At 67.6% G+C, this 19,277-nt stretch carries 20 protein-coding genes, 1 tRNA gene and 1 pseudogene; 15 read left to right on the forward strand and 7 right to left on the reverse strand.

Features of this window, described 5'->3' with window-relative positions; genetic code table 11:
- Window positions 1-495: 495 nt before the first annotated feature.
- On the forward strand, window positions 496-1,125 hold the full coding sequence (locus QA634_RS15820; protein ID WP_012332930.1) for a class I SAM-dependent methyltransferase: 630 nt from the start codon (window positions 496-498) through the stop codon (window positions 1,123-1,125).
- A gap of 109 nt (window positions 1,126-1,234) precedes the next feature.
- Window positions 1,235-3,022 (forward strand): glycosyltransferase family 61 protein, encoded by a 1,788-nt coding sequence (locus QA634_RS15825; RefSeq protein WP_012332931.1) that lies wholly within the window; start codon window positions 1,235-1,237, stop codon window positions 3,020-3,022.
- A 399-nt stretch (window positions 3,023-3,421) separates the two neighbouring features.
- Here QA634_RS15825 and QA634_RS15830 read toward each other — a convergent pair whose 3' ends face one another.
- Window positions 3,422-3,898, reverse strand: coding sequence for a hypothetical protein (locus QA634_RS15830; RefSeq protein WP_236728681.1), 477 nt, complete (start codon window positions 3,896-3,898; stop codon window positions 3,422-3,424).
- 13 nt (window positions 3,899-3,911) lie between these two features.
- Entirely contained in the window at window positions 3,912-4,562 is a 651-nt protein-coding gene (locus QA634_RS15835) for a ParA family protein (protein ID WP_012332933.1), read from the reverse strand.
- 257 nt (window positions 4,563-4,819) lie between these two features.
- On the opposite strand from QA634_RS15835, the gene QA634_RS15840 reads away from it, so the two are divergent.
- The 9 genes from QA634_RS15840 to QA634_RS15880 all read left to right on the forward strand — a co-directional run bounded on the left by QA634_RS15840 (window position 4,820) and on the right by QA634_RS15880 (window position 11,243).
- Window positions 4,820-5,155, forward strand: coding sequence for a hypothetical protein (locus tag QA634_RS15840; protein WP_150108668.1), 336 nt, complete (start codon window positions 4,820-4,822; stop codon window positions 5,153-5,155).
- Window positions 5,133-5,879: a FadR/GntR family transcriptional regulator gene (locus QA634_RS15845; protein WP_012332934.1), complete on the forward strand. Its 747-nt coding sequence runs from the start codon at window positions 5,133-5,135 to the stop codon at window positions 5,877-5,879. The genes QA634_RS15840 and QA634_RS15845 overlap by 23 nt, the downstream gene beginning before the upstream one ends.
- A 15-nt stretch (window positions 5,880-5,894) precedes the next feature.
- Window positions 5,895-6,797, forward strand: coding sequence for an NAD(P)-dependent oxidoreductase (locus tag QA634_RS15850; RefSeq protein WP_012332935.1), 903 nt, complete (start codon window positions 5,895-5,897; stop codon window positions 6,795-6,797).
- Window positions 6,798-6,815: 18 nt separating this feature from the next.
- Window positions 6,816-7,499 carry an amino acid ABC transporter permease gene (locus tag QA634_RS15855; RefSeq protein ID WP_012332936.1) on the forward strand — a complete coding sequence of 228 codons (684 nt, stop codon included), beginning with the start codon at window positions 6,816-6,818 and terminating at the stop codon, window positions 7,497-7,499.
- Window positions 7,500-7,508: 9 nt separating this feature from the next.
- Complete coding sequence (locus tag QA634_RS15860; protein WP_012332937.1) at window positions 7,509-8,177, forward strand: amino acid ABC transporter permease; 669 nt, start codon at window positions 7,509-7,511, stop codon at window positions 8,175-8,177.
- Complete coding sequence (locus tag QA634_RS15865) at window positions 8,177-8,950, forward strand: amino acid ABC transporter ATP-binding protein (protein ID WP_012332938.1); 774 nt, start codon at window positions 8,177-8,179, stop codon at window positions 8,948-8,950. The genes QA634_RS15860 and QA634_RS15865 overlap by 1 nt, the downstream gene beginning before the upstream one ends.
- Before the next feature lie 83 nt (window positions 8,951-9,033).
- Window positions 9,034-9,774 carry a transporter substrate-binding domain-containing protein gene (locus tag QA634_RS15870; RefSeq protein WP_085984495.1) on the forward strand — a complete coding sequence of 247 codons (741 nt, stop codon included), beginning with the start codon at window positions 9,034-9,036 and terminating at the stop codon, window positions 9,772-9,774.
- A 75-nt stretch (window positions 9,775-9,849) separates the two neighbouring features.
- Complete coding sequence (gene rpiB, locus QA634_RS15875) at window positions 9,850-10,296, forward strand: ribose 5-phosphate isomerase B (RefSeq protein WP_012332940.1); 447 nt, start codon at window positions 9,850-9,852, stop codon at window positions 10,294-10,296.
- A gap of 20 nt (window positions 10,297-10,316) precedes the next feature.
- A complete protein-coding gene (locus QA634_RS15880) occupies window positions 10,317-11,243 on the forward strand; it encodes a ribokinase (RefSeq protein WP_012332941.1) in 927 nt (308 codons plus the stop codon).
- A 143-nt stretch (window positions 11,244-11,386) separates the two neighbouring features.
- On the opposite strand, the gene QA634_RS15885 is transcribed toward QA634_RS15880, so the two are convergent.
- Both QA634_RS15885 and QA634_RS15890 read right to left on the reverse strand, forming a co-directional pair.
- On the reverse strand, window positions 11,387-11,554 hold the full coding sequence (locus QA634_RS15885) for a hypothetical protein (protein WP_168169158.1): 168 nt from the start codon (window positions 11,552-11,554) through the stop codon (window positions 11,387-11,389).
- A gap of 507 nt (window positions 11,555-12,061) precedes the next feature.
- A pseudogene (locus tag QA634_RS15890) lies at window positions 12,062-12,275 on the reverse strand (IS256 family transposase); the annotation flags it as partial.
- Window positions 12,276-12,477: 202 nt separating this feature from the next.
- Between QA634_RS15890 and QA634_RS15895 the strand changes: the two are divergent.
- Together QA634_RS15895 and QA634_RS15900 are read left to right on the forward strand one after the other, a co-directional pair.
- Complete coding sequence (locus QA634_RS15895; RefSeq protein ID WP_043701274.1) at window positions 12,478-12,780, forward strand: hypothetical protein; 303 nt, start codon at window positions 12,478-12,480, stop codon at window positions 12,778-12,780.
- 71 nt (window positions 12,781-12,851) lie between these two features.
- Window positions 12,852-13,865, forward strand: coding sequence for an NAD(P)H-binding protein (locus QA634_RS15900; protein ID WP_012332942.1), 1,014 nt, complete (start codon window positions 12,852-12,854; stop codon window positions 13,863-13,865).
- Between the two features lie 317 nt (window positions 13,866-14,182).
- On the opposite strand, the gene QA634_RS15905 is transcribed toward QA634_RS15900, so the two are convergent.
- Together QA634_RS15905 and QA634_RS15910 are read right to left on the reverse strand one after the other, a co-directional pair.
- Window positions 14,183-16,405, reverse strand: a complete 2,223-nt coding sequence (locus tag QA634_RS15905; RefSeq protein WP_043701277.1) for a xanthine dehydrogenase family protein molybdopterin-binding subunit — start codon at window positions 16,403-16,405, stop codon at window positions 14,183-14,185.
- Between the two features lie 11 nt (window positions 16,406-16,416).
- Entirely contained in the window at window positions 16,417-16,887 is a 471-nt protein-coding gene (locus tag QA634_RS15910) for a (2Fe-2S)-binding protein (protein ID WP_012332944.1), read from the reverse strand.
- Window positions 16,888-17,019: 132 nt separating this feature from the next.
- Here QA634_RS15910 and QA634_RS15915 point away from each other — a divergent pair, with 132 nt between their 5' ends.
- Window positions 17,020-17,616, forward strand: a complete 597-nt coding sequence (locus tag QA634_RS15915) for a hypothetical protein (protein ID WP_012332945.1) — start codon at window positions 17,020-17,022, stop codon at window positions 17,614-17,616.
- Between the two features lie 304 nt (window positions 17,617-17,920).
- Window positions 17,921-18,853, forward strand: a complete 933-nt coding sequence (locus tag QA634_RS15920) for an asparaginase (RefSeq protein WP_445928389.1) — start codon at window positions 17,921-17,923, stop codon at window positions 18,851-18,853.
- A gap of 280 nt (window positions 18,854-19,133) precedes the next feature.
- Here QA634_RS15920 and QA634_RS15925 read toward each other — a convergent pair.
- A tRNA-Tyr gene (locus QA634_RS15925) sits at window positions 19,134-19,218 on the reverse strand.
- Window positions 19,219-19,277: the final 59 nt, after the last annotated feature.

The following is a 19,277-nucleotide window of genomic DNA, read 5'->3' on the forward strand; positions in this document are numbered from 1 at the left end:
GAGCACGAGCGCACAACGCTGACCACGATCGAGGGGGGTCAGCCCGGTCGAGCGGCCCGCGCTAGCGCCCGATGCAGGCCCTGCAGCCCCTCGGCGCAGCCCCTGGGCGACGGGCCGCGGGCGCCGTCGCGGCTCCGGCCGGTTTCTCGGAGCGGTGCCGCCCGGGTCCTGGGGCCGTCCAGGGCGGCGGCCTCGTGCGCCGACCGGATCGCGGCGCGCGAGCCGGGTAGCCGCGAGTGCATCCCGCCGGCCGGCCGCGAACCGCGCGCGGCGGGGCGCACGCCGTGCGGGCCGGTCCCGCGGCCGCGCTCCGAACGTCGATCCCTCGGCGAGCCGTCGCCGGTCCGATGACGGATTCCCCGATCCCTTGACACCTCCTCAGGTCGTCATATAGCCGGTCCGCACTGGTGTGCCTGGGGCGAATGCGGCGGCGACGCGGCAGATGAGTTGCGCACCCGCTCTCTTGACAAGTGCTGTTCCGTTGGAGACTCGCTGATGTTAAGCTTGAATGAAATCGGTCTCAAACATGGAACAGACAAGGCCAGCAATGTTCACGATTATCTGAATTTCTATGAAAAGAGACTTGCACACTTAAGAGAGGAGTCTTTCACCCTGTTCGAGATCGGGGTCTATCAGGGCGCCTCGGTTCGAATGTGGGAGGAGTTTTTCCCGAACGCGACGATCGTTGGCCTCGACATCAATCCGGCGACCCAGGCGGCGGAAGCGGGTCGGATCAAAATGCGCATCGGCGATCAGTCAAGTGTGAAGTTTTTGTTCAGCGTTATCAACGAATTCGGACCTCCTCGCATCGTGATCGACGACGGCTCGCATCGCTGGGATCACCAAATTCAAACATTGAACATCCTGCTGCCTTTCGTCCCGGCCGGCGGACGCTACATCGTCGAGGACATTCACACCAGCTCCGATCATATGAAAAAAGATTATCAAGGTTTTTCGCAGGTAAGCGGATTCGAGTATCTGAGCCGTCTGTCCCATCTGATCTGCACGCACGACGTTGCCGGCCCTTCCGAGATCTTCGACAACTTTTTGTATAGCCATTACCAAGAGATTGAGTCGGTGGAGTTCGCCCGTCGCACCGCAATCATCAACAAGAAGAGCTTCTGAGGCCCCGGAGTGACGCGCCGCCGCCGAGGCGGCGGCGCTTCTGGGCCCGCTGCGGCTCCCGGACGGTCGAAGCAACTCCTCGGGTCCAGAAGAGCAAGAGCGGACGGTAATGGAAGATGTGAACCTTGCCGCGTCTCGACGCGAGTCGCTCGATCAGATCGGACTTCGTCTCGGCACTCTTCGGGCGTCCAACGTTCACGACTATCTGCGGCGCTACGAAGCATTATTGCGCCCGAAACTTTCGCGCCCGATCAAGATTCTCGATCTCTCGTTGTTGGAGATCACCGGCGCGCGCGCGCTGGCGGAGTTCATCGAAACAGGATTGATCGTCGTCAGCGTCGGTCCGGAGCGCGAGATCCCGGACCTCGAGCTCGCCGATCATCCGCGCCTCCTCCTGACGCGCGGCGATTGCCGCGATCCGGCTTACCTCTGCAGCCTTCACGCGTACGGCCCGTTCGACCTCATTCTGGAGAACGACCGGCACGTGGTCGAGGATCAGCTGATCGCACTGGAATACCTGTTCCCCGCGTTGGCGCCGGGCGGATCCTTCGTCTTCGAGAGCGCGTTCGCCTCGACAGCGGAAACGCCGCGCCTGAGCGAGGCGGGGATCACGGGCATCATCGACGTCGCGCGAGACCTCGGGACCAGCTTGACGGCCAGAGAGCCGAGGATCCGGCAGTTCGACGACGAGATCGTCACGAAGGCGCTCGATGCCGTGATCTTCGAGAGGTCGAACATCACCCTGAGGCGCACCGACAAGCCGAAGAACGCGCCGGTGATCCTGCACGCCAAACCGTTCGCGGAGATCGGCGACGGCGTCGTGGAAGCGCTCGAGAGCAAGCCGTACACGCGCACGGACCCGGTTGTCCAAACCCGGCTGGCTTGGATGACCGAGCGGCTGCTGGAGCGCGTCGGAAAGGTCGAGCATCCCCCGGCGGGCCAGATCGGCACCGTGAGCAACGCCATCATCTTCGGCGAAGGCATCATCGTCGATCGCGCCGGCCGCCTGGTGGTCGAGAGCTTGATGAACGAGCGGGACGTTCCGCGTCTTCCCTACATCAAGAAGCTGCACGGCGACCGCTACGCGATGCTGGACCACGATCAGGTCGAGCATCTGAGCGGCGAGAACATCGTTGCCGTCAAGCAGCGCTGGGATACCAATTACGGCCATTGGCTTGTCGAAACCCTGCCCAGGGTCGGCCTGCTGGCGGAGCGCATGCCGCTGGACAGCTGCAAGCTGCTCATCACCGCTTGGTCGGACGCAATGGCGAGCGTGATGCGGCAGTCGCTCGTCCTATGTGGCGCGACGAACGAAAACATCCTCCAGGTGTCTGGCGCCCCCCTGTCGGTCGACAAACTGATCTATGTGACGCCGATCTCCAGCCATCCATTTGTTTTCCACCCTTACTCGGCGAGATTTTTGCGGTCGCTCGCCGTCAAGCACATGGAGCGCATCGGGGTGTCCGGCGCCCAGCCGACCAAGGTGTACGTCTCTCGAAACAAGGGAAATTCGCGCCGCATCGTCAACGAGGACGAGATCGCTGCGATCCTCACGTCGCGTGGATACAGGATCGTTTATCCTGAGAATCACACTTTCTATGAGCAACTCGAGATTTTCGCAAATTGTACGCATATCGTGGGAAACCTCGGTGCCGCGTTGACGAACGTTGCCTTCGCACGCGACGGAGTCGGCCTTCTTGCGCTCGCCTCGGAGTTCATGCCGGACGATTTCTTCTGGGATCTCACCAGTCAGCGCGGGGGGAGGTATTTCTCCATTCACGGCACAGCGGTGGAGAAACACGATGAAGGTCATCGATCGGAAATGAATGCTTGGTTCGTGCTGGATATCCCGAATTTTGTCGAGATGCTCGACCGGTTCGAAGCCGAAGTTGCTTGAAGCGGTTGGAGCGCGCGTCGCGCATTCGGCGGCTCTGCCACGATCGGCGCGGCGGGACCGCGTCGGGGCAGAGAGCTCGCGACCCCGCGGTTGAGTGGCCCGAGCGGGTTGGTTTGGGACAGCCCGGTCCGGCGCGCGGCCGCGAAGCCCGATGAGGCCGGCGCCGCCTGCCTCGCTGAACGGACCGCCGTCGAGAAGGTCTCGGATTCCGAGGGGCCGACGTCGAGCCCGGGACGCCGTCCGATCGTGGCAGGTCACGATGAGAGGCGCCGCAGGGTTTCCCGCTTCTGCTCAACCATAACCGGCAGCAATACGGCCGGGCCAGCCGGCCGTGAGTCGCTCGCCCATGGACCCGCCCCCGCGACGTCGGGGATCGCCTCGTGGCCTTTGTGGCGCGCCTCACCGGAGCTGCCGGTACCCCTTGCCTCCGCCCATGGCCAGGAGGGGCAGGGTCATGGCCTGTTGCCAGCACCAAGCGCTGACCAGCAGGGGCCATGCAAGAGGCACCAGAGAAGCGCCGATCATCACGGTGAAATCGGACGCCAGCTCGTGGCCGGGCGGCTTAGCTTCCACGACCGGCGGTCGCTGATGCTTGATGAGAACGTCATTGAGCGCCTCGCCCATCAGATCTCGAAACGGTACATTGAGATCCTGCGCCAGCTGACTCAACTCCGACCAGCCGGCACGATTCAGATGAATCTGCGCGCCATCCCGTTCCGATGAGAACTTGTCAGGATCCGCTGCGAGACTTTCACAACTCCGGTCGACCACGGGGCCCTGCCGGAGTTCCGTCGCGGAGACCCCCACGATCGGCTGCGGCTTCGAGCCCTTCTCCGGTGAAAGGCCCATCAACGAGGGACGCGTTGGCTTTGCCATGGGGGATGACGCCTCAAGCGTGGCGGGGAAAGGAGCGGGCGAGCTCGGACACGGTCGACCACACCGCGGCGATCTCCGCCGCCGCGCGGCCGTCCGGATCGTACTCGTCGACGGACTGGCCGGAGATGAGGGCATGCGACAGGCTCGCCCGTTGGGAGACCTGCCCCGGGAGAACAGGCGCTCCCATGTTGGTCAGGACGGCGCGCGTCTCCGCCACGGCGCTCGTCTGCCGCTCTCCGCGTCCGGGTGGTGGAGCCGCGTTGATCACGCAGGCCATCGGTGCTTTGAGGCTGCGCGCCATCGCGAGCGTCGCGCCGACCGCGTCGAGATCGAACGGGCCGGGTCGCACCGGGATCAGCGTCAGCGTTGCCCGGCTCATGAGAGCAGAGACCAGGGAAGTATTGTGAGGCGGGCTGTCGATCACGGCCCAGCGAATGCCCTCGCGGCGAGCTGTGCAGAGAACCTCCGGGACGGCCTGTGCACTGGCGCGGGTCAGGCGAAGCGTTCCGGCCGATCGTCGCCCGTGCCACATGGAGAGGGAGCCCTGTGGATCGGTATCGACGAGGAGCGCTCTACCGTCACGCTCAGCGAGGGCGCTCAGATGCACGGCAAGCGTGCTCTTGCCAGCCCCGCCCTTCTGAGCTGCGATTAGGATCACATGCACAGCCGCTCTCCCGAGGAGCTCTCAGCATTCATGAGAACTGCATTGCTGGAAGGCTAAGTTCACGTACAGTCTATTCTGACCCATGGGAACGTATCATGGGGTCGGTGCTAAATGCAGGCGCCGATGTGCCGTTCGCGCTAAACTCGGCTTCATACTGTGCGAGCGCATAGTTAATGGACGGTTAACGTCGGAAACTAACATGGTAGGCTTGCAGGCGTGACAGTAGAGTGCCGTCGAGCGGCCTACCGCAAACTTGGATGCAGATCGCCGAAGGGGCGCAGGGCAGCGGGAATTGCGGCCCGTCACGCGGCAGCGGAGCCGGTGAAGACCCGGGAATACAGATCATCCGACATCCGATCGATTGCTTCGCCATCTCCGATTTCGGCCATGCGGATGTCGGCTTCGCTCAGGCGCCGCGCTCAGGCGCCGCGCAGGCTCGCGATCCGGGACCGGCTTCGATCAGGCGGATCCCGGATCAATCGCGGGCTGCTCCTGTGCCCGCCAGCCGGCTTGACGGGCCATCCCTGGTCAACTACTGGTATGACCAACGTCATATAACGATGCGACGGGATGGAAATTGCTCGCCCCAATGAGGGTCGGTCCGGCTTCGAAGTCGTCTTCGCGTTCCTGCGCGAGCGGCTGCTGGCCGGTGCCCTGCGCCCCGGCGATCGCTTGATCCCGGAGCGCGAACTGGCCGCTCAGCTGGGCGTCAGTCGACCGATCGTCCGCGAGGCGCTGCGCGCACTCACCGCGCTCGGCATCGTGGAAATCCGGGAGCGCATGGGGACCATCGTCCGCAAGCCAGACGTCACCGTCCTCAACGACTTCTTCGCCTTCGCGCTCGCCCAGCAGGACGGGCTCGCGGACGACGTCATGCAGGCGCGCATCGCCGTCGAATGCCAATCGATCCGGCTCGCGTGTCAGAACGCGACCGTCTCGGACCTCGAGCGCCTGCAGCGGGCGCTGCAGCGAATCGTCGAGACCATCGACGACCCCGAGGCAGGCGGCGCGGCCGACTACGCCTTTCATCGCGCGATCGTGGCCGCGGGAGGCTCCAGCACCCTCGGCGTGCTGCACGACTCCATGGCGCATGTCCTGATGCGCTCGCACGTCGACCGGCGCCGCCTCGTGCAGGTCGTCGAACCCATGCGGTCCTACCTCATTGAGGACCACCGCCGGATCTTCGACGCCATCGCCGCCCGAGACCCGGCGCGGGCGGACGCGGTTCTGCGCGAGCACTTCGCGATCGGGGACGGCTTGCGACGGCAGGCAGCACTGGCCGCCTCCGCGCACGTGAGCGCCGCGAGGGCCGGCTGAAGGGGGGACGCGGACGTGAGGGAGAACGACAAGGCGGGCTGCGTCGGCTTCATCGGGCTCGGCACGATGGGGCGCGAGATGGTCCGCAACCTGCTCAAGGCCGGCCACGCCGTGCAGGCCTACGACGTGCGTGCCGAGGCCGTGGCGGAGCTCGCGAGCGACGGAGCCGTCACGGCGACGAGCCCGGCCGACGCGGCGCGGGGCGCGGACCTCGCGATCACCATGCTGCCCGACACGCCTCACGTCGAGGCGGTGGTCTACGGGGAGCAGGGCCTTCTCAAGGCCCCCCCGGCCGGTCGACTGATCGTCGATATGAGCACGATCTCGCCCGTCGCCGTCCGGCGCATGGCGGCGGATCTCGCGGCGGTCGGCATCGCCTTCCTCGACGCGCCGGTCTCCGGCGGCCCGGTGGGCGCGAAGAACGCGGCTCTCTCGATCATGGTCGGCGGCGAGGCCGAAGCCTTCGCGAGGGCCGGGCGGTTCTTCCGCGCCATGGGCACCACGATCACCCACGTCGGGAACGCCGGTGCGGGCCAAGCGGTCAAGCTGTGCAACCAGCTCATCTGCGGCATCACCATCCAGGCGATCTGCGAGGCGCTGGCGCTCGCGCGCGCGTCGGGCGTCGATCTCGAACAGCTGCGGCACGTGCTGCTCGGCGGCTCCGCGGCCTCCTGGATGCTTGACCGGCTCGGGCCTCAGATGATCGCGGGCGATGCCTCCGCGGGCTTCCGCATCGACCTCATGCTCAAAGACCTGCGCCTCGTCCTCGAGCAAGCCGGTGCCCTCGACGTCCCCCTGCCGGCGACCGCGCTCGTGACGAGCCAGTACGTGGAGGCGCGCGCCCACGGCGAGGGCGCGAACGGCAACCAGGCGCTGTTCCGCGTCTACGACCGCATGACCGGTCGGGCGGCAGGCTGAGGCACGGGATCGCGGCCGGTGTCCCTCGACCTCGACTTCGGCGCCGTCCTCGAACGGTGGCCGAGCTTCCTCGACGGTGCGCTGCTCACCCTTGAACTCTCCGGCATTGCGACGGCAGTCGGCGGCGCGCTCGGCGGGATCACGGCGATCGGCCGCAGGAGCCGGCACGCGGCATTGCGCCGCCTCTGCGAGGTCTACGTCGAAGCGATCCGCAACACGCCGCTCCTCGTCCAGATCTTCCTCGTCTACTTCGGCCTCGCGAGTCTCGGCTTCCGCTTCTCGGCCCTAACCGTCGCCGCGCTCGCACTCACCATCAACGTCGGCGCCTACACCACCGAGATCGTGCGCGCCGGGCTCGACGCGATCCCCCGCGGCCAGATCGAGGCGGCGGAGGGTCTCGCCCTGTCGCGCGCGCAGATCTATCGGCACGTCGTGCTGCTACCCGCGATCGAGCGGGTCTATCCCTCGCTCACGAGCCAGTTCGTGCTCCTGATGCTCGCCTCCTCCGTGACCTCGCAGATCTCGGCCGAGGAACTGACGGCGGTGGCGAACTACATCCAGTCCGACACGTACCGGGCCTTCGAGACCTACATCGTGGTGGCGCTGATCTACGTCGCGCTCTCCTTCATCATGCGTGCGGGCTTCTGGGGGCTGGGTCTCGTCCTGTTCCCGCGGCGGCGACGCCTCGGTACCCCGCTGTGAGGTGCTGAGATGTCCGGCTCCCTCAACGCGAACCACCTGCTCTTCCTCGGCCAGGGTGCGCTCTGGACGATCGGATTGTCGCTCATCGCCCTCGTCGGCGGCGGCGCGCTCGGCTTCGTCATCGCCCTGTGCCGCATCTCGGCTCTGCGCGCGGTGCGCTTCGCCAGCGGCGCCTACGTCCAGCTCATCCAAGGCACGCCGCTCCTCGTCATCATGTTCCTGACCTTCTTCGGCCTGCCGCCGCTGGGTCTGAGGGTGTCGCCGCTCACCGCGGCCGGCGCCTCGCTGACGATCTACGTCGGGGCCTACCTCGGCGAGATCTGGCGCGGTGCCATCCAGTCCGTGCCGCGCCCGCAATGGGAAGCGGCCGAGGGACTCGCCCTCTCGCGCGCCCAGCGCATGACGAAGGTCATCCTGCCCCAGGCCGTGCGCATCGCGACCCCGCCAACCGTCGGCTTCATGGTGCAGATTGTGAAGAACACCTCGCTCGCCTCAGTGGTCGGCTTCGTCGAATTGGCTCGCGCGGGCCAGATCATCAATAATTCCCTGTTCGAACCCTTTCTGATCTACGCAATCATCGCGGCCGTGTACTTCGCCATGTGCTTTCCCCTGTCGCGGCTCAGCCAGCGACTCGAGAGGCGAGGCGCGCGCGGCCGCACCACCCTGATGCCGGCCTGATGGAGATGCCGCGCGCCATGCCCGATACCCCAGCAGGTCAGACGCCGGCGCCCGTCGTCACCCTGCGCGACGTCCACAAGAGCTTCGGCACCCTCAAGGTGCTCGACGGCGTCTCGTTCGAGGTGCCGCGCGGTACGGTGACGGCGATCATCGGCCGCTCGGGTTCGGGCAAGTCGACGGCGCTGCGCTGCATCGACCGCTTCGAAACCATCGATCGCGGCGAGATCCGCGTCTGCGGTCATCGCGTCGACGATCCCGGCCTCGATCTCCGGGCGCTGCGCCAGGACGTCGGCATCGTCTTCCAGAGCTACAACCTGTTCCCGCACCTCACCATCGAGGAGAACATCACCCTCGCACCAACTTCGGTGAAGGGCACACCGCGCGCGGAGGCCCGCGCGCTCGCTGCCGAGGTGCTCGCGCGGGTCGGCCTCGCTGACAAGCTGCAGGCCTATCCGGAGCAGCTGTCCGGTGGGCAGCAGCAGCGAGCCGCGATCGCCCGCTCGCTCGCCATGCAGCCGAAGGTCATGCTGTTCGATGAGGTGACCTCAGCCCTCGATCCGGAGCTCACGGGCGAGGTCCTCAAGGTCATCGAAGGACTGGCCGCATCCGGGATGACCATGGTCATGGTCACGCACGAGATGGGGTTCGCGCGCGGCATCGCCGACGAGGTCGTGTTCATGCATCGGGGGCGCGTTCACGAGCGGGGTCCCGCCACGATCCTCGCATCGCCGACGACCCCGGAGCTCATGCAGTTCGTGGGCTCCGGTCTGTGAGCCAACACTCAGAACCACGGAGGGAGACGATCATGAGACGCCCGATCCTCGCCGCGCTGCTCGCGGCTACCGCGTTCGTTGCGATGCCATTCGCGGCGCATGCCGACCTTCTCGACGACGTGCTGAGTGCCAAGAAGATCCGCGTCGCCACCGATCTCGCGATACCGCCATCCGGCATGATCGACGCGAATCTGAAGCCGACCGGCTCGGACGTCGAAACCGCACAGCTCCTCGCCAAGGACCTCGGCCTCGAACTCGAATTCGTGCAGACGACGGGGGCGACCCGCATCCCGAACGTGCAGACGAACAAGGCGGATCTGATCATCTCCACGCTCTCCGTCACGCCCGAGCGCGCGAAGGTGATCGACTTCACCAAGCCCTACGCGGCGCTGCAATCCGTGGTCGGCTGCCTCAAGTCGGTCGAGGCAAAGAGCTGGCCCGACCTGAAGGGCAAGACGATCGCGGTCTCGCGCGGCACGACGCAGGACACCACGCTCACCAACATGAAGGATCGCGACCTCCGGCTGGCGCGCTACGACGATGATGCGACGATGGTCACGGCGGCGGTGTCGGGGCAGGCGGATTGCATCGCCACCTCGGCCACGATCGTCAACCAGATCGGCGTGAAGAACCCGTCGCGCGTCTACGAGCCAAAGGTGCCGATTACGACGTTCGACCTCGCGATGGGCGTGCGCAAGGGTGAGCCGCGGTTCGTCGAAAAGCTCAACGCGTGGATCGAGACGAACCTGAAGAACGGCAAGCTCAACGCGATCTACAAGAAGTTCCACGGCTCGGAGCTGCCGCCCGAGCTGCGCGGCTCGTGAAGCGCGACAACCGCCACGCTTTTCCGATCGCGGCGGCAATCCCGCCGCGGTCAGCCATCAACGGAGCGAAGTGACATGCGACTCGTGATCGGATCGGACCACGCCGGCTGGATGCTCAAGGGAGCGGTGATCGACCACGTGCGCTCGCTGGGCCATGAGCTCATCGACGTCGGCTCGTTCGACGAGCATCCCGTCGACTTCCCCGACATCGCGCGCGAGGTCGCCCGCAAGGTGACCTCCGGCGAGGCTGACCGCGGCCTGATGGTCTGCGGGACCGGCGTCGGCGCCTCGATCGCGGCGAACAAGATGAAGGGCATCCGGGCCGCCGTGTGCCACGACGTCCACTCCGCGCATCAGTGCGTCGAGCACGACGACGTCAACGTGATGTGCATCGGCGCCCAGATCGTGGGGCCTTGGCTCGCCAAGGACCTGATCGCCGCCTATCTCACGGCCGAGTTCTCCACCGACGCGGATTTCCGCCGTCGGGTCGAGAAGTTGCACGCCATGGACGCGGAAGGTTGACGCGCGCGGAGGACGCATCGGTGATCCTCGTGTTCGGCTCGATCAACGTCGATCTCGTCGCGCGCGTCGCCGCGATCCCCCGCCCTGGGGAGACGGTGCTGGCGCCGCGCTACGCGACGCTGTTTGGTGGCAAGGGGGCGAACCAAGCGGTGGCTGCCGCGCGCGTCTCGGAGCCGGGGCGGGTCGCCATGATCGGGTGCGTCGGCGACGATCCCTTCGGCCGGATGTGCCGCGAAAACTTGGCCGCGAACGGCGTGGCCGTCGCGTGTGTCGCTCAAGGCGCGGAGCCGACGGGGTGCGCCTTCATCACGGTCGATGCGGCCGCCGAGAACGCGATTACGGTGGCGAGCGGAGCCAACGCGGCCCTGACCGCCTCCGCCCTGCCCGAGGCGATGCTGGTGCCCGGCGCGACGCTCGTCCTCCAGATGGAAGTTCCCGTCGCGGCCTCGCTATCCGCCGCGCAACGGGTCCGCGCCGTGGGAGGGCGCGTCATCTGGAACCTCGCACCCGTGCCGGAAACCCTGTCTCCCGTCGAATTGCGCGCGCTTCTCGCGGCGACGGACGTGCTCGTCGTGAACGAGCACGAGGCGCGCGCAGCGAGCCGACTGCTCGGGCCGCCGGATGGCGCACTGAGCCAAGGCGCCCTGAGCCAAGCGGCCGCCACGCTCGCGCTCGCTGGACCGCTCACCTGTGTGGTGACCGCGGGAGCCGAGGGAGCACTGGCGGTCGAGCCGGGTGGCTCGCAGCATGCCGCGGCTGCCGTAGCAGTCCGGCCGGTCGACACGACGGGGGCGGGCGACACCTTCGTCGGCATTCTGGCCGCAGGCCTCGACGAGGGACGGACCCTGCACACGGCGATGGCCCGAGCGTGTCGCGGCGCGTCGCTCGCGTGTCTGACGGAAGGTGCACAGGCTGGCATGCCGACCTCAGACCAGTTGCGGCCGTAGCGATCCGGACGCGCGTGTCTCGATGCAGCTCTCCCAGGCGACGGATGAGACCTGTGCGCGAGGCGCTCGAAACACGGCGTCTTGCGCCTTCCTTCTCTGAAAAGATACCGGGAATGATGGCTCCCCAGAGTCGCGCACTGGTCTCACCGATGCGGAACGGCGACGGCGAAGCCGGCCAGGGCGCGGTCCATGGCTTGCGTGCAGACGCGCGGCAGAACGAGGGCGACGTCCTCACCCATGGCGGGCCGCACGGCCTCGAACAGCCAGGCAGAGGCGAAGCGCGTGTCGGCGATCCCGGGCGGGCGCCGCACGAAGGGCCGATCCGGTCGTTCCTGACCAGGGCCTCCGATCGCACGACGACGATGATTGTCCGGGCAGTAAGCTGAGCAATAAGCAGAACTCCTCCATTCATGCCGCCCACCAGCCTGTCATGGTTAACCACTTGTTAACCATCAGGTCTGATCATCAGATCTCTGCGAGGAGTCGGAGATGACGCGATCCCAGAAGCTTCGCCTCAAACGCTGGATCATGCGAGAGATTGATCGAGCTCTACCAAAAGCACAAATAGACCCTTCTCAGTACGCCCGCATGGCTGCTCCTGAAGGCTCGACTTGTGGTTTAAGCGAACCTGGTCGGTAACCCACTTGAGGAACGCGCAGGAACGACACTCGCGTCCGCGGCACAAGCACCGGCACTGCCCTGGATCCGCGACACTTGCCCTGCCTGGCGAAGGGAGCGGGGGACGGCCATGGATCGTGTCCCCTGGCGTGGCGTCGCTGCGGCGCGGCCACCACGGTCACCGGTTGGGGCCGGTCTGATCAAGCTGCCGGGGTCGGCAGGTTGACGAGGGGGTCATCGCTGATCGGGGCGATGCGTTCCAGGGAGATGGAGCGGGCGCGCTGGACGGCCCTTCGTCGTTCTGTTCGAGCAGGATTGCGCCGACGGGGCGGGCGATGGCGGCCTCGCTGCGAAAGTGCCGGCCACCTCGGCCCGGCATTTGATCTCGCCGTTGGGGCACGCCAGCGGGTTCGTAACCGGTGTGACGATGGCGGTGCCGCGGTTCGGCCGGGACGCAGGTCCTGGCGTATGGTGCGACCATCCGGGACAGAGGCACCGGGAGCACGAGGTGCGGAGGTCTGGACGCCGGACGCGGCGACCGAGCGGCTGCGCCGGCTCGTGGCGCCGCGCAATCAGGTCTCCGCCATCGCGCGCGGCGCAAAACGAGACCCAGGCGATGCGGCACGCCCACCGCGTGCCGCCGTGCCCGCACGCCGATCCGTTCAGTCGGGTCGGCCGGGCTTGGCCGGGGCGGCAGGCGTTGCCCGACGACGCGCACGCGGCCGTACGGCGGCGGCTGCGCGAACTCGACACGCTGCGCGATGATCGCGCCGTCCTCGACCCGGCGATCGTGGTCCCGTTCCTGATCTACGGGGTGCTCGGCACCTGGGCCTGCCGCCGGACGGGGCACGGCGGGCTCACCAACGCGGTCGCCTTCGCCTGGGACCTCGGGGTCACGTTCCCGCTGCTCGCCGCCTGAGACCCGGAACGTGGCGGCCCGCGGCGGTGCCGGACGGCGTTATGGTGGCGGCGGCAATCGTGGGGGCAATTATGGCTCAAGCGTCCTCCGGCCATCGCGGGCGGCGGGTCTTCCTCGTCGGCGCGACGGGCACGATCGGTCGCGCCACCGCGCGGGCTCTCGCGGCGCGCGGTCACGACGTGGTCTGCTTCGTCAGGCCCCGCCCCGGCCGGTCGCCCGGGTCGGATGCTGCCGTGCGCCTCGGGCTGCCCGCGGGCGCCGCCGTCCGGTTCGGCAACGTGACCGATCCCGCCTCGCTCGCGCATGACGGCCTGCGCGGCGAGCCCTTCGACACGCTGGTCTCGTGCCTGGCCTCGCGCACCGGGCGCCCTCGCGACGCCTGGGCGATCGACCACGACGCCCATCTGGCGCTGCTGGCCGCGGCCGGGGCGTCCGGCATCGGGCACATGGTCCTGCTCTCGGCGATCTGCGTCCAGAAGCCGCTGCTCGCGTTTCAGCAGGCCAAGCTGGCCTTCGAGCGCGCCCTGATCGCCTCGGGGACCGACTACACGATCGTCAGACCCACCGCCTTCTTCAAGTCGCTCTCCGGGCAGGTCGAGCGCGTCAGGCGGGGCAGGCCGTGGCTGCTGTTCGGCGACGGCGCGCTCACCGCCTGCAAGCCGATCAGCGACGACGATCTCGCCCGCTACCTCGCCGAGTGCGTCGAGGAGCGCGAGCGGCGCAACCGCGTGCTCCCGATCGGCGGACCGGGCGAGGCGATCACGCCCCGGCAGCAGGGCGAGGCGCTGTTCGCCCTGCTCGGCCAATCCCCGCGCTTCCGGCACGTTCCGGTGGTTCTGCTGGACGCCGTTGTCGGCGGGCTGTCCGCGTGCGGCCGCGTGATCCCCTCGCTGGCCGACAAGGCCGAGCTCGCGCGGATCGGGCGCTACTACGCCACGGAGTCGATGCTCGTTCTGGATCCCGCCTCGGGCCGGTACGACGCGGCGGCGACGCCCAGCACCGGGTCCGAGACGCTGTTCGACTACTACGCGCGCCTGCTCCGGGGCGAGGCCGAGGCCGAGCGCGGCGATCACGCCGTGTTCTGACCGCGTCCCCCGGCCCGGCTGCCGGCTCTCGCTCAGGACATGGATCGGCTCCGAAGCGCGCCCGCGGCCAGGCAACACCTGCTCGACCGCCGAGAACGGAGGTCGAGGTGGGCCGTGGCTTCGCTCCTCCGCGCCGCAGCGTCGACATCGCCGGCCGCGCCCGCTCCGCAGAACCGCGAGAGCCTGCAGGCGACGTCGGACGAACCGGGCGCAAACGGGCGAGAGGGACCCCAAGCGGCCCCTCGTGAGGCGGGTCGGGAGTGTCCGGATCCGAGAGTTGTCCGGACACCTGTTCTCCCGGCACCGATCCCCTGGCGTCAGGTTCCCTGCAGGGCCGCTTTCACCTTGGCCGGCGAGAACGGCACTGACCGCAGCCGAGCGCCCGTCGCGTCGAAGATCGCGTTCGAGATCGCCGCCGGCACGATCGCTGCGGACGGCTCGCCCGCGCCCCACGGCTTCTCGGTCGGCCGATCGATCAAGTCGGCCACCACCTGCGGCACGTCCGGGAAGCTGAGGATCGGGTAGCTCGCCCAGTCCAGACTCGTGACGGCGCTCCGGTCGAAGGTGATCTCCTCCATCAGCACTCGGCTCACCGTCTGAATGACGTTGCCGTCGAGCTGGTTGCGCACACCGTCCGGGTTGATGATCTGACCGCAATCCTGGGCCACGAAGAAGCGCGGCACCCGCACCTGACCCGTCTTGCGGTCGACCTCGACCTCGGCCACGCCCGCCACGTAGGTGCGGTTGAGCTCGTAGCGCACGTAGGAGAGCCCGCGGCCGCGCAACACCTCGGCCTTGGCGTCCTCCTTCGCAGGCGAGGGCCGCGCCTGCCAGCCGGCCAGCTCGGCCACGCGCCTGAGCACCGCGATGCCGCGGGGGTCCTTCAGGGCGCGCAACCGGTAGTCCAGCGGATCGGCGCCGGCCGCCGCCGCGCACTCGTCCAGAAAGGCCTCGTTGGCGAAGGTGTTCTGCATCCGCCCCGGCGTGCGGATCCAGGAGGGGCGGAACGGCGTGTCGGCGAGCCGGTGACACACCGTGCGCACGTTCGGAAAGCCGTAGGGCAGCGCCGAGTTCTGAATGACGTTGCCCGGCGCCATCGTGGTCTCGTGCGGCAGGCCCGCCAGGGTCGCGGCCACCAGCGGCACATTGCCGGCAGCCCCTTCCGGCACGTGGAACTGTGAGGACCACGCGGCAACGTTGCCCGCCGCGTCGAGCCCGGCCTTGAGATCGATCAGGGTCGGCGGACCTTTGGGATCCCAGCCATGCTCGTCCGCCCGCGACCACTGCACCCGCACCGGCCGGCCGACGGCCCGCGCGAGCAGCGCCGCGTCCCCGGCCGCGTCCTCGTGCCCGTTGCGGCCGTAGCAGCCCGAACCCTCGACGTAGATGCAGCGCACCGCCTCCGGCGCGAGCCCGGTCATCGCTGCGAGCTGCATGCGCAGCGCATGCGTCATCTGCGAGGCGGTCCAGCAGGTCAGCAACCCTTCCTTGAACTCGGCCACGGCGCAGGAGGGGCCGATCGAGCCGTGCGTGTGGATGGCAAAGTCGTAGGTCGCCTGGAGCACCTTGGACGCGCTGGCGAGCGCAGCCTCCGCGTCGCCCGTGCTGCTGGTGACGTCGTCCTTGGTCACTTTCGTGGCGCGCACGTGCTCCCAGAGCCGATCCTGCGCGGGCAGGCCCTCCCAGGCGGACCACGTGGCCTTGAGCTGACGGGCTGCTTTGATGGCCGCCCACTCGCGTTCCGCGACGACGGCCAGGAAGCTGCCCCGGCGCACGACCTCGATCAGCCCCGGGATGTCCGCCACGGAGCCGTCATCGACGCCCTCGAGCGTCGCCCCGATCGCCGGCGGACGGACCACGCGGGCGTGCACCATGCCGGGCACGCGGAAATCCTGCATGTAGGTGAAGCGGCCGGTCATCTTCTCGGGGATGTCGAGCCGCGGCACCGACTTGCCGACGAGCGCGAAGTGCGCCGGGTCCTTCGTGGTGATGGCCGGGTCGACTTTGGTCTCGAAGCGCCCGTCCTTCAGGAGGTCCGCGTAGGAGACGCCGGTGCCTCCCGCCTTCGGCCTCACACCGCCGTTCTCGGTCACCAGCGCGTCGACCGGTGCACCGAGCCGCTCGCTCGCGAGCTGGACGAGGCGAGCGCGGGCAGTGGCCGCAGCGTGCCGGATCTCGACGCCGCCCTTCTGGATCGAGAGGCTGCCGTAGGTTGGTCCCTGGTCGGGGGTGAGCGCGGTATCGCCCTGCACGACGGTGACGTGGTCGAGCGGCAGGTCGAGCTCCTCGGCGGCGATCTGCGCCATCGCGGTCTCGATCCCGGTGCCGAGATCGACCTTGCCGGAGAAGATCGTCGCCCGACCGTCGCGCCCGAGTGCCAGGAAGCTGTCGACCTGGTCCGGCGCGATGGCTTTCGAGAAGCCATTCGTAGCGACCGAGGCAGCGGTCTGCGCCAGCGCGGAGCGGCCCGCGAGGGAGAAGCCGACCACGAGCGCGCCACCCTGCAACAGGGCACGGCGCGAGAACACGGGTGCGTTCATGACGGCCTCCCTCAGAGCGACTGGGCAGCGCGCTGGACCGCGCGCACGATCCGCAGGTGGCTGCCGCAGCGGCAGAGATTGCCCGCCAGGGCCTGCCGGATCGCGGCCTCGTCGGGCTTGCGGTTCTGGTTCAGCAGGGCTGCCGACTGCATGATCATGCCGTTGATGCAGTAGCCGCACTGCGCGGCCTGCTCGGCGATGAAGGCGGCCTGCACCGGATGCGGCGTCTCCGGCGAGCCGAGCCCCTCGAGGGTGACGATCCTGGCCTCGGGCTTGAGGCTCGACACCGGAGTGATGCAGGACCGCACGGCTCGCCCGTCGACGTGGACCGTGCAGGCCCCGCATTGGCCGAGCCCGCAGCCGAACCGCGGTCCGTGCAGGCCAAGGTCGTCCCGGAGCACGTAGAGCAGCGGCGTGTCCGGGTCATCGACGCTCACGGGCGCAGCGCGCCCGTTCACAGTGAGAGACATCTGGTGGGCCATGGGGCGTCTCCCTGGAACCATTGTGGTCTCGCCTGCCTGTATCTGGTGCAGTTTCGAGGCAAGGCGATCGGGTGGCGGGCATCGTTCGTCAGAGCCGCGCCCCCGGTCTGGACTTGGCGGGAGGGAGCGTCGATGCGGTCTCCAAAGCGCGTCCATCTCATTGCCGCGCTGGCCCTCGCCGTGGCGGCGGGACGGGTTGGCGCCGAGGAGCGGCCGGCGAAGGACTGGCCCGCAGCCTCACGGGCGGCCGCGGACGCGATCGTGGCGAAGTACGGCCCACCCCAGGAGCAGACCGCGACCCTGCTGATCTGGCACCGGAACGGCCCGTGGATCCGCACGGTCGTGCACAAGGTCGGGGCGGAGCACGACTTCCCGATCAAGCACCAGGACGTGCTGGAGCAGAGCCTGCCCTACAAGGTGCCGCTGAACCTCTACAGCGCGGTGGCGACGTTCAACGGCAGCGTCATTCCCGACCGGACCCGGGGCACGCTCACCGCCTTCGGCGCCAGTGAAGCCGAAACCATCCTGTCCCTCAACCTCGCGCAGGCGGTCGTACGGGGTGAGATGAATGCCGAGCAGGCCCGCGACGCGCAGGTGGCGGCCGAGCGCGATCTCGCGAACGGCAAGACGCCGGAGATCGCGGCGAAACTCAGGATCGAGCAGCAGCAGGAGGGCGACGTTTCAGACCCAGACACGGCAATGATCCTGCCGCCGGGCCGCACGCCATAGGTCTCTCCGACTCTCTCGAAATCCGCGGTTGGAGCCGCGGGCGGAGGCCGGCGACCGAGGTGCAGGTGAGCGGCCGGGGCGGGCGCACCTCAGAAGGAGTGCGGCTGGAGGGAGCGGAGTAGCGCCTCCATTGTAGCCGATCGTTCCGTAGCTCCGAGAATCAAAGGGAGGAAGCCCGATGAGGCACCTACCGTCGCAGCGTGCATTCCAGAGTTTGATTGTGGCTGGCACGCTCTGGATCACGCCAGCATTTGCACAAGATCGTCCTACTGTCGCCGTGGTGGCAACAGGCGGCACTATTGCGATGAAGCTTGATCCCGTCTCGCATGCGCCGGTTCCTGCTGTCTCCGGCGAGGATCTTGTCGCAGCCGTACCGCATCTGAAGGAAATCGCAAATATCCGAGTCGTGGAATTCAGCAATATTCCAAGCGACTACATGGGGCCGGATCGCTGGCCTAACCTGACCAAGAAAGTCGAGGAGGTCCTTGCCGACCCGACCGTCAAAGGCGTCGTCATCTCGCATGGGACGGACACCCTCGACCAGACCGCCTACTTCCTGGACCTGACGCTCAAGAGCGAGAAGCCGGTGGTCGCGGTCGGCGCACAGCGGAACGCCTCCGACTGGGACACCGATGGCCCGCGGAACCTCCTGAATGCGGTCCGGCAGGTCCTGGCCGAGGACTCGAGGGGCAAGGGCGTGACGATCACGATGAACAGTTACATCAACGCCGCCCGCTACGCTCGGAAAACCCACACCAGCAATGTTCAGACCTTCACATCCGGAGATGTGGGTGCTCTCGGTTACGTCGACGAGGACAAGGTCGTGTACTACTACACGGGCCCTCGTCGGCAGAGCGTTGATCTCCCTGAGCGGCTGCCGCGGGTCGATCTGCTCGCGATGTATGCCGGGGCGGACGGCAGCTATGTGCGACACGCGGCTGACACGGGGGCTGAGGCCGTCGTCGTTGAAGCTTATGGCTGGGGTAACATGAACGAGGCCATGCTCGACGCCATCAAGTACGCAGTCGATAAGGGCGTTCCTGTCGTGGTGGCGACGAAGGTCGAAAACGGACGCGCGCTGCCGGTATACGGCTTCAAGGGTGGAGGCAAAACGCTTCAGAGCGTCGGTGCAGTTTTCGCGGGCGACCTCTCCGGCGATAAGGCCCGCGTTCTTACCATGTTGGCCCTGCCGACCGCCAAAGATCAGAAGAAGCTGCAGGCTTTCTTCGACAAGTAGGCGGCGGCTGTTCTGGCCAGGCACGGCCGGCTGATTGCGGCCGGTCGTGGGGCGCCTTCCGGAAAGGCGCTTTTCAAGATCCGTCTCTCGCGCGGCGCGCGGGGTCCGGCGCGCGCGGACGCTGCGGTCGAGGAGCGGGCGATCGGGCCGAGACGGCGGGGTTGCAGGGGCTGTTTGCGGGCCTCAGGGAAAGGGCAGCACAACGCCGAAATTCAGCTGCGTGTCCGAGTTCGCGCCAGTCTCCGGCGCAGCTGGAAAACCTGAATTTGACGAGGATGGATGGTGGGGGAAGTAGGACTCGAACCTACGAAGGCATAGCCAGCGGATTTACAGTCCGCCCCCTTTGCCGCTCGGGACATTCCCCCATCGCGGCGAGGCCGCGAGGTCGGCGCGCGCGGCGTCGACGGCGGTCCTTATGGTGGAG

The sequence above is a fragment of the Methylobacterium sp. CB376 genome, assembly GCF_029714205.1.
In the GTDB taxonomy this organism is placed as follows: Bacteria; Pseudomonadota; Alphaproteobacteria; order Rhizobiales; family Beijerinckiaceae; genus Methylobacterium.

Bases quoted from the DNA above. Each gene is read 5' to 3' on its own strand.
- QA634_RS15820 (WP_012332930.1), top strand. From the start codon at position 496: ATGTTAAGCTTGAATGAAATCGGTCTCAAACATGGAACAGACAAGGCC.
- QA634_RS15825 (WP_012332931.1), top strand. From the start codon at position 1,235: ATGGAAGATGTGAACCTTGCCGCGTCTCGACGCGAGTCGCTCGATCAG.
- QA634_RS15830 (WP_236728681.1), bottom strand. From the start codon at position 3,898: ATGGCAAAGCCAACGCGTCCCTCGTTGATGGGCCTTTCACCGGAGAAG.
- QA634_RS15840 (WP_150108668.1), top strand. From the start codon at position 4,820: ATGCAGATCGCCGAAGGGGCGCAGGGCAGCGGGAATTGCGGCCCGTCA.
- QA634_RS15845 (WP_012332934.1), top strand. From the start codon at position 5,133: ATGGAAATTGCTCGCCCCAATGAGGGTCGGTCCGGCTTCGAAGTCGTC.
- QA634_RS15860 (WP_012332937.1), top strand. From the start codon at position 7,509: ATGTCCGGCTCCCTCAACGCGAACCACCTGCTCTTCCTCGGCCAGGGT.
- QA634_RS15865 (WP_012332938.1), top strand. From the start codon at position 8,177: ATGGAGATGCCGCGCGCCATGCCCGATACCCCAGCAGGTCAGACGCCG.
- QA634_RS15870 (WP_085984495.1), top strand. From the start codon at position 9,034: ATGCCATTCGCGGCGCATGCCGACCTTCTCGACGACGTGCTGAGTGCC.
- rpiB (WP_012332940.1), top strand. From the start codon at position 9,850: ATGCGACTCGTGATCGGATCGGACCACGCCGGCTGGATGCTCAAGGGA.
- QA634_RS15895 (WP_043701274.1), top strand. From the start codon at position 12,478: ATGCGGCACGCCCACCGCGTGCCGCCGTGCCCGCACGCCGATCCGTTC.
- QA634_RS15900 (WP_012332942.1), top strand. From the start codon at position 12,852: ATGGCTCAAGCGTCCTCCGGCCATCGCGGGCGGCGGGTCTTCCTCGTC.
- QA634_RS15905 (WP_043701277.1), bottom strand. From the start codon at position 16,405: ATGAACGCACCCGTGTTCTCGCGCCGTGCCCTGTTGCAGGGTGGCGCG.
- QA634_RS15910 (WP_012332944.1), bottom strand. From the start codon at position 16,887: ATGGCCCACCAGATGTCTCTCACTGTGAACGGGCGCGCTGCGCCCGTG.
- QA634_RS15915 (WP_012332945.1), top strand. From the start codon at position 17,020: ATGCGGTCTCCAAAGCGCGTCCATCTCATTGCCGCGCTGGCCCTCGCC.
- QA634_RS15920 (WP_445928389.1), top strand. From the start codon at position 17,921: ATGAAGCTTGATCCCGTCTCGCATGCGCCGGTTCCTGCTGTCTCCGGC.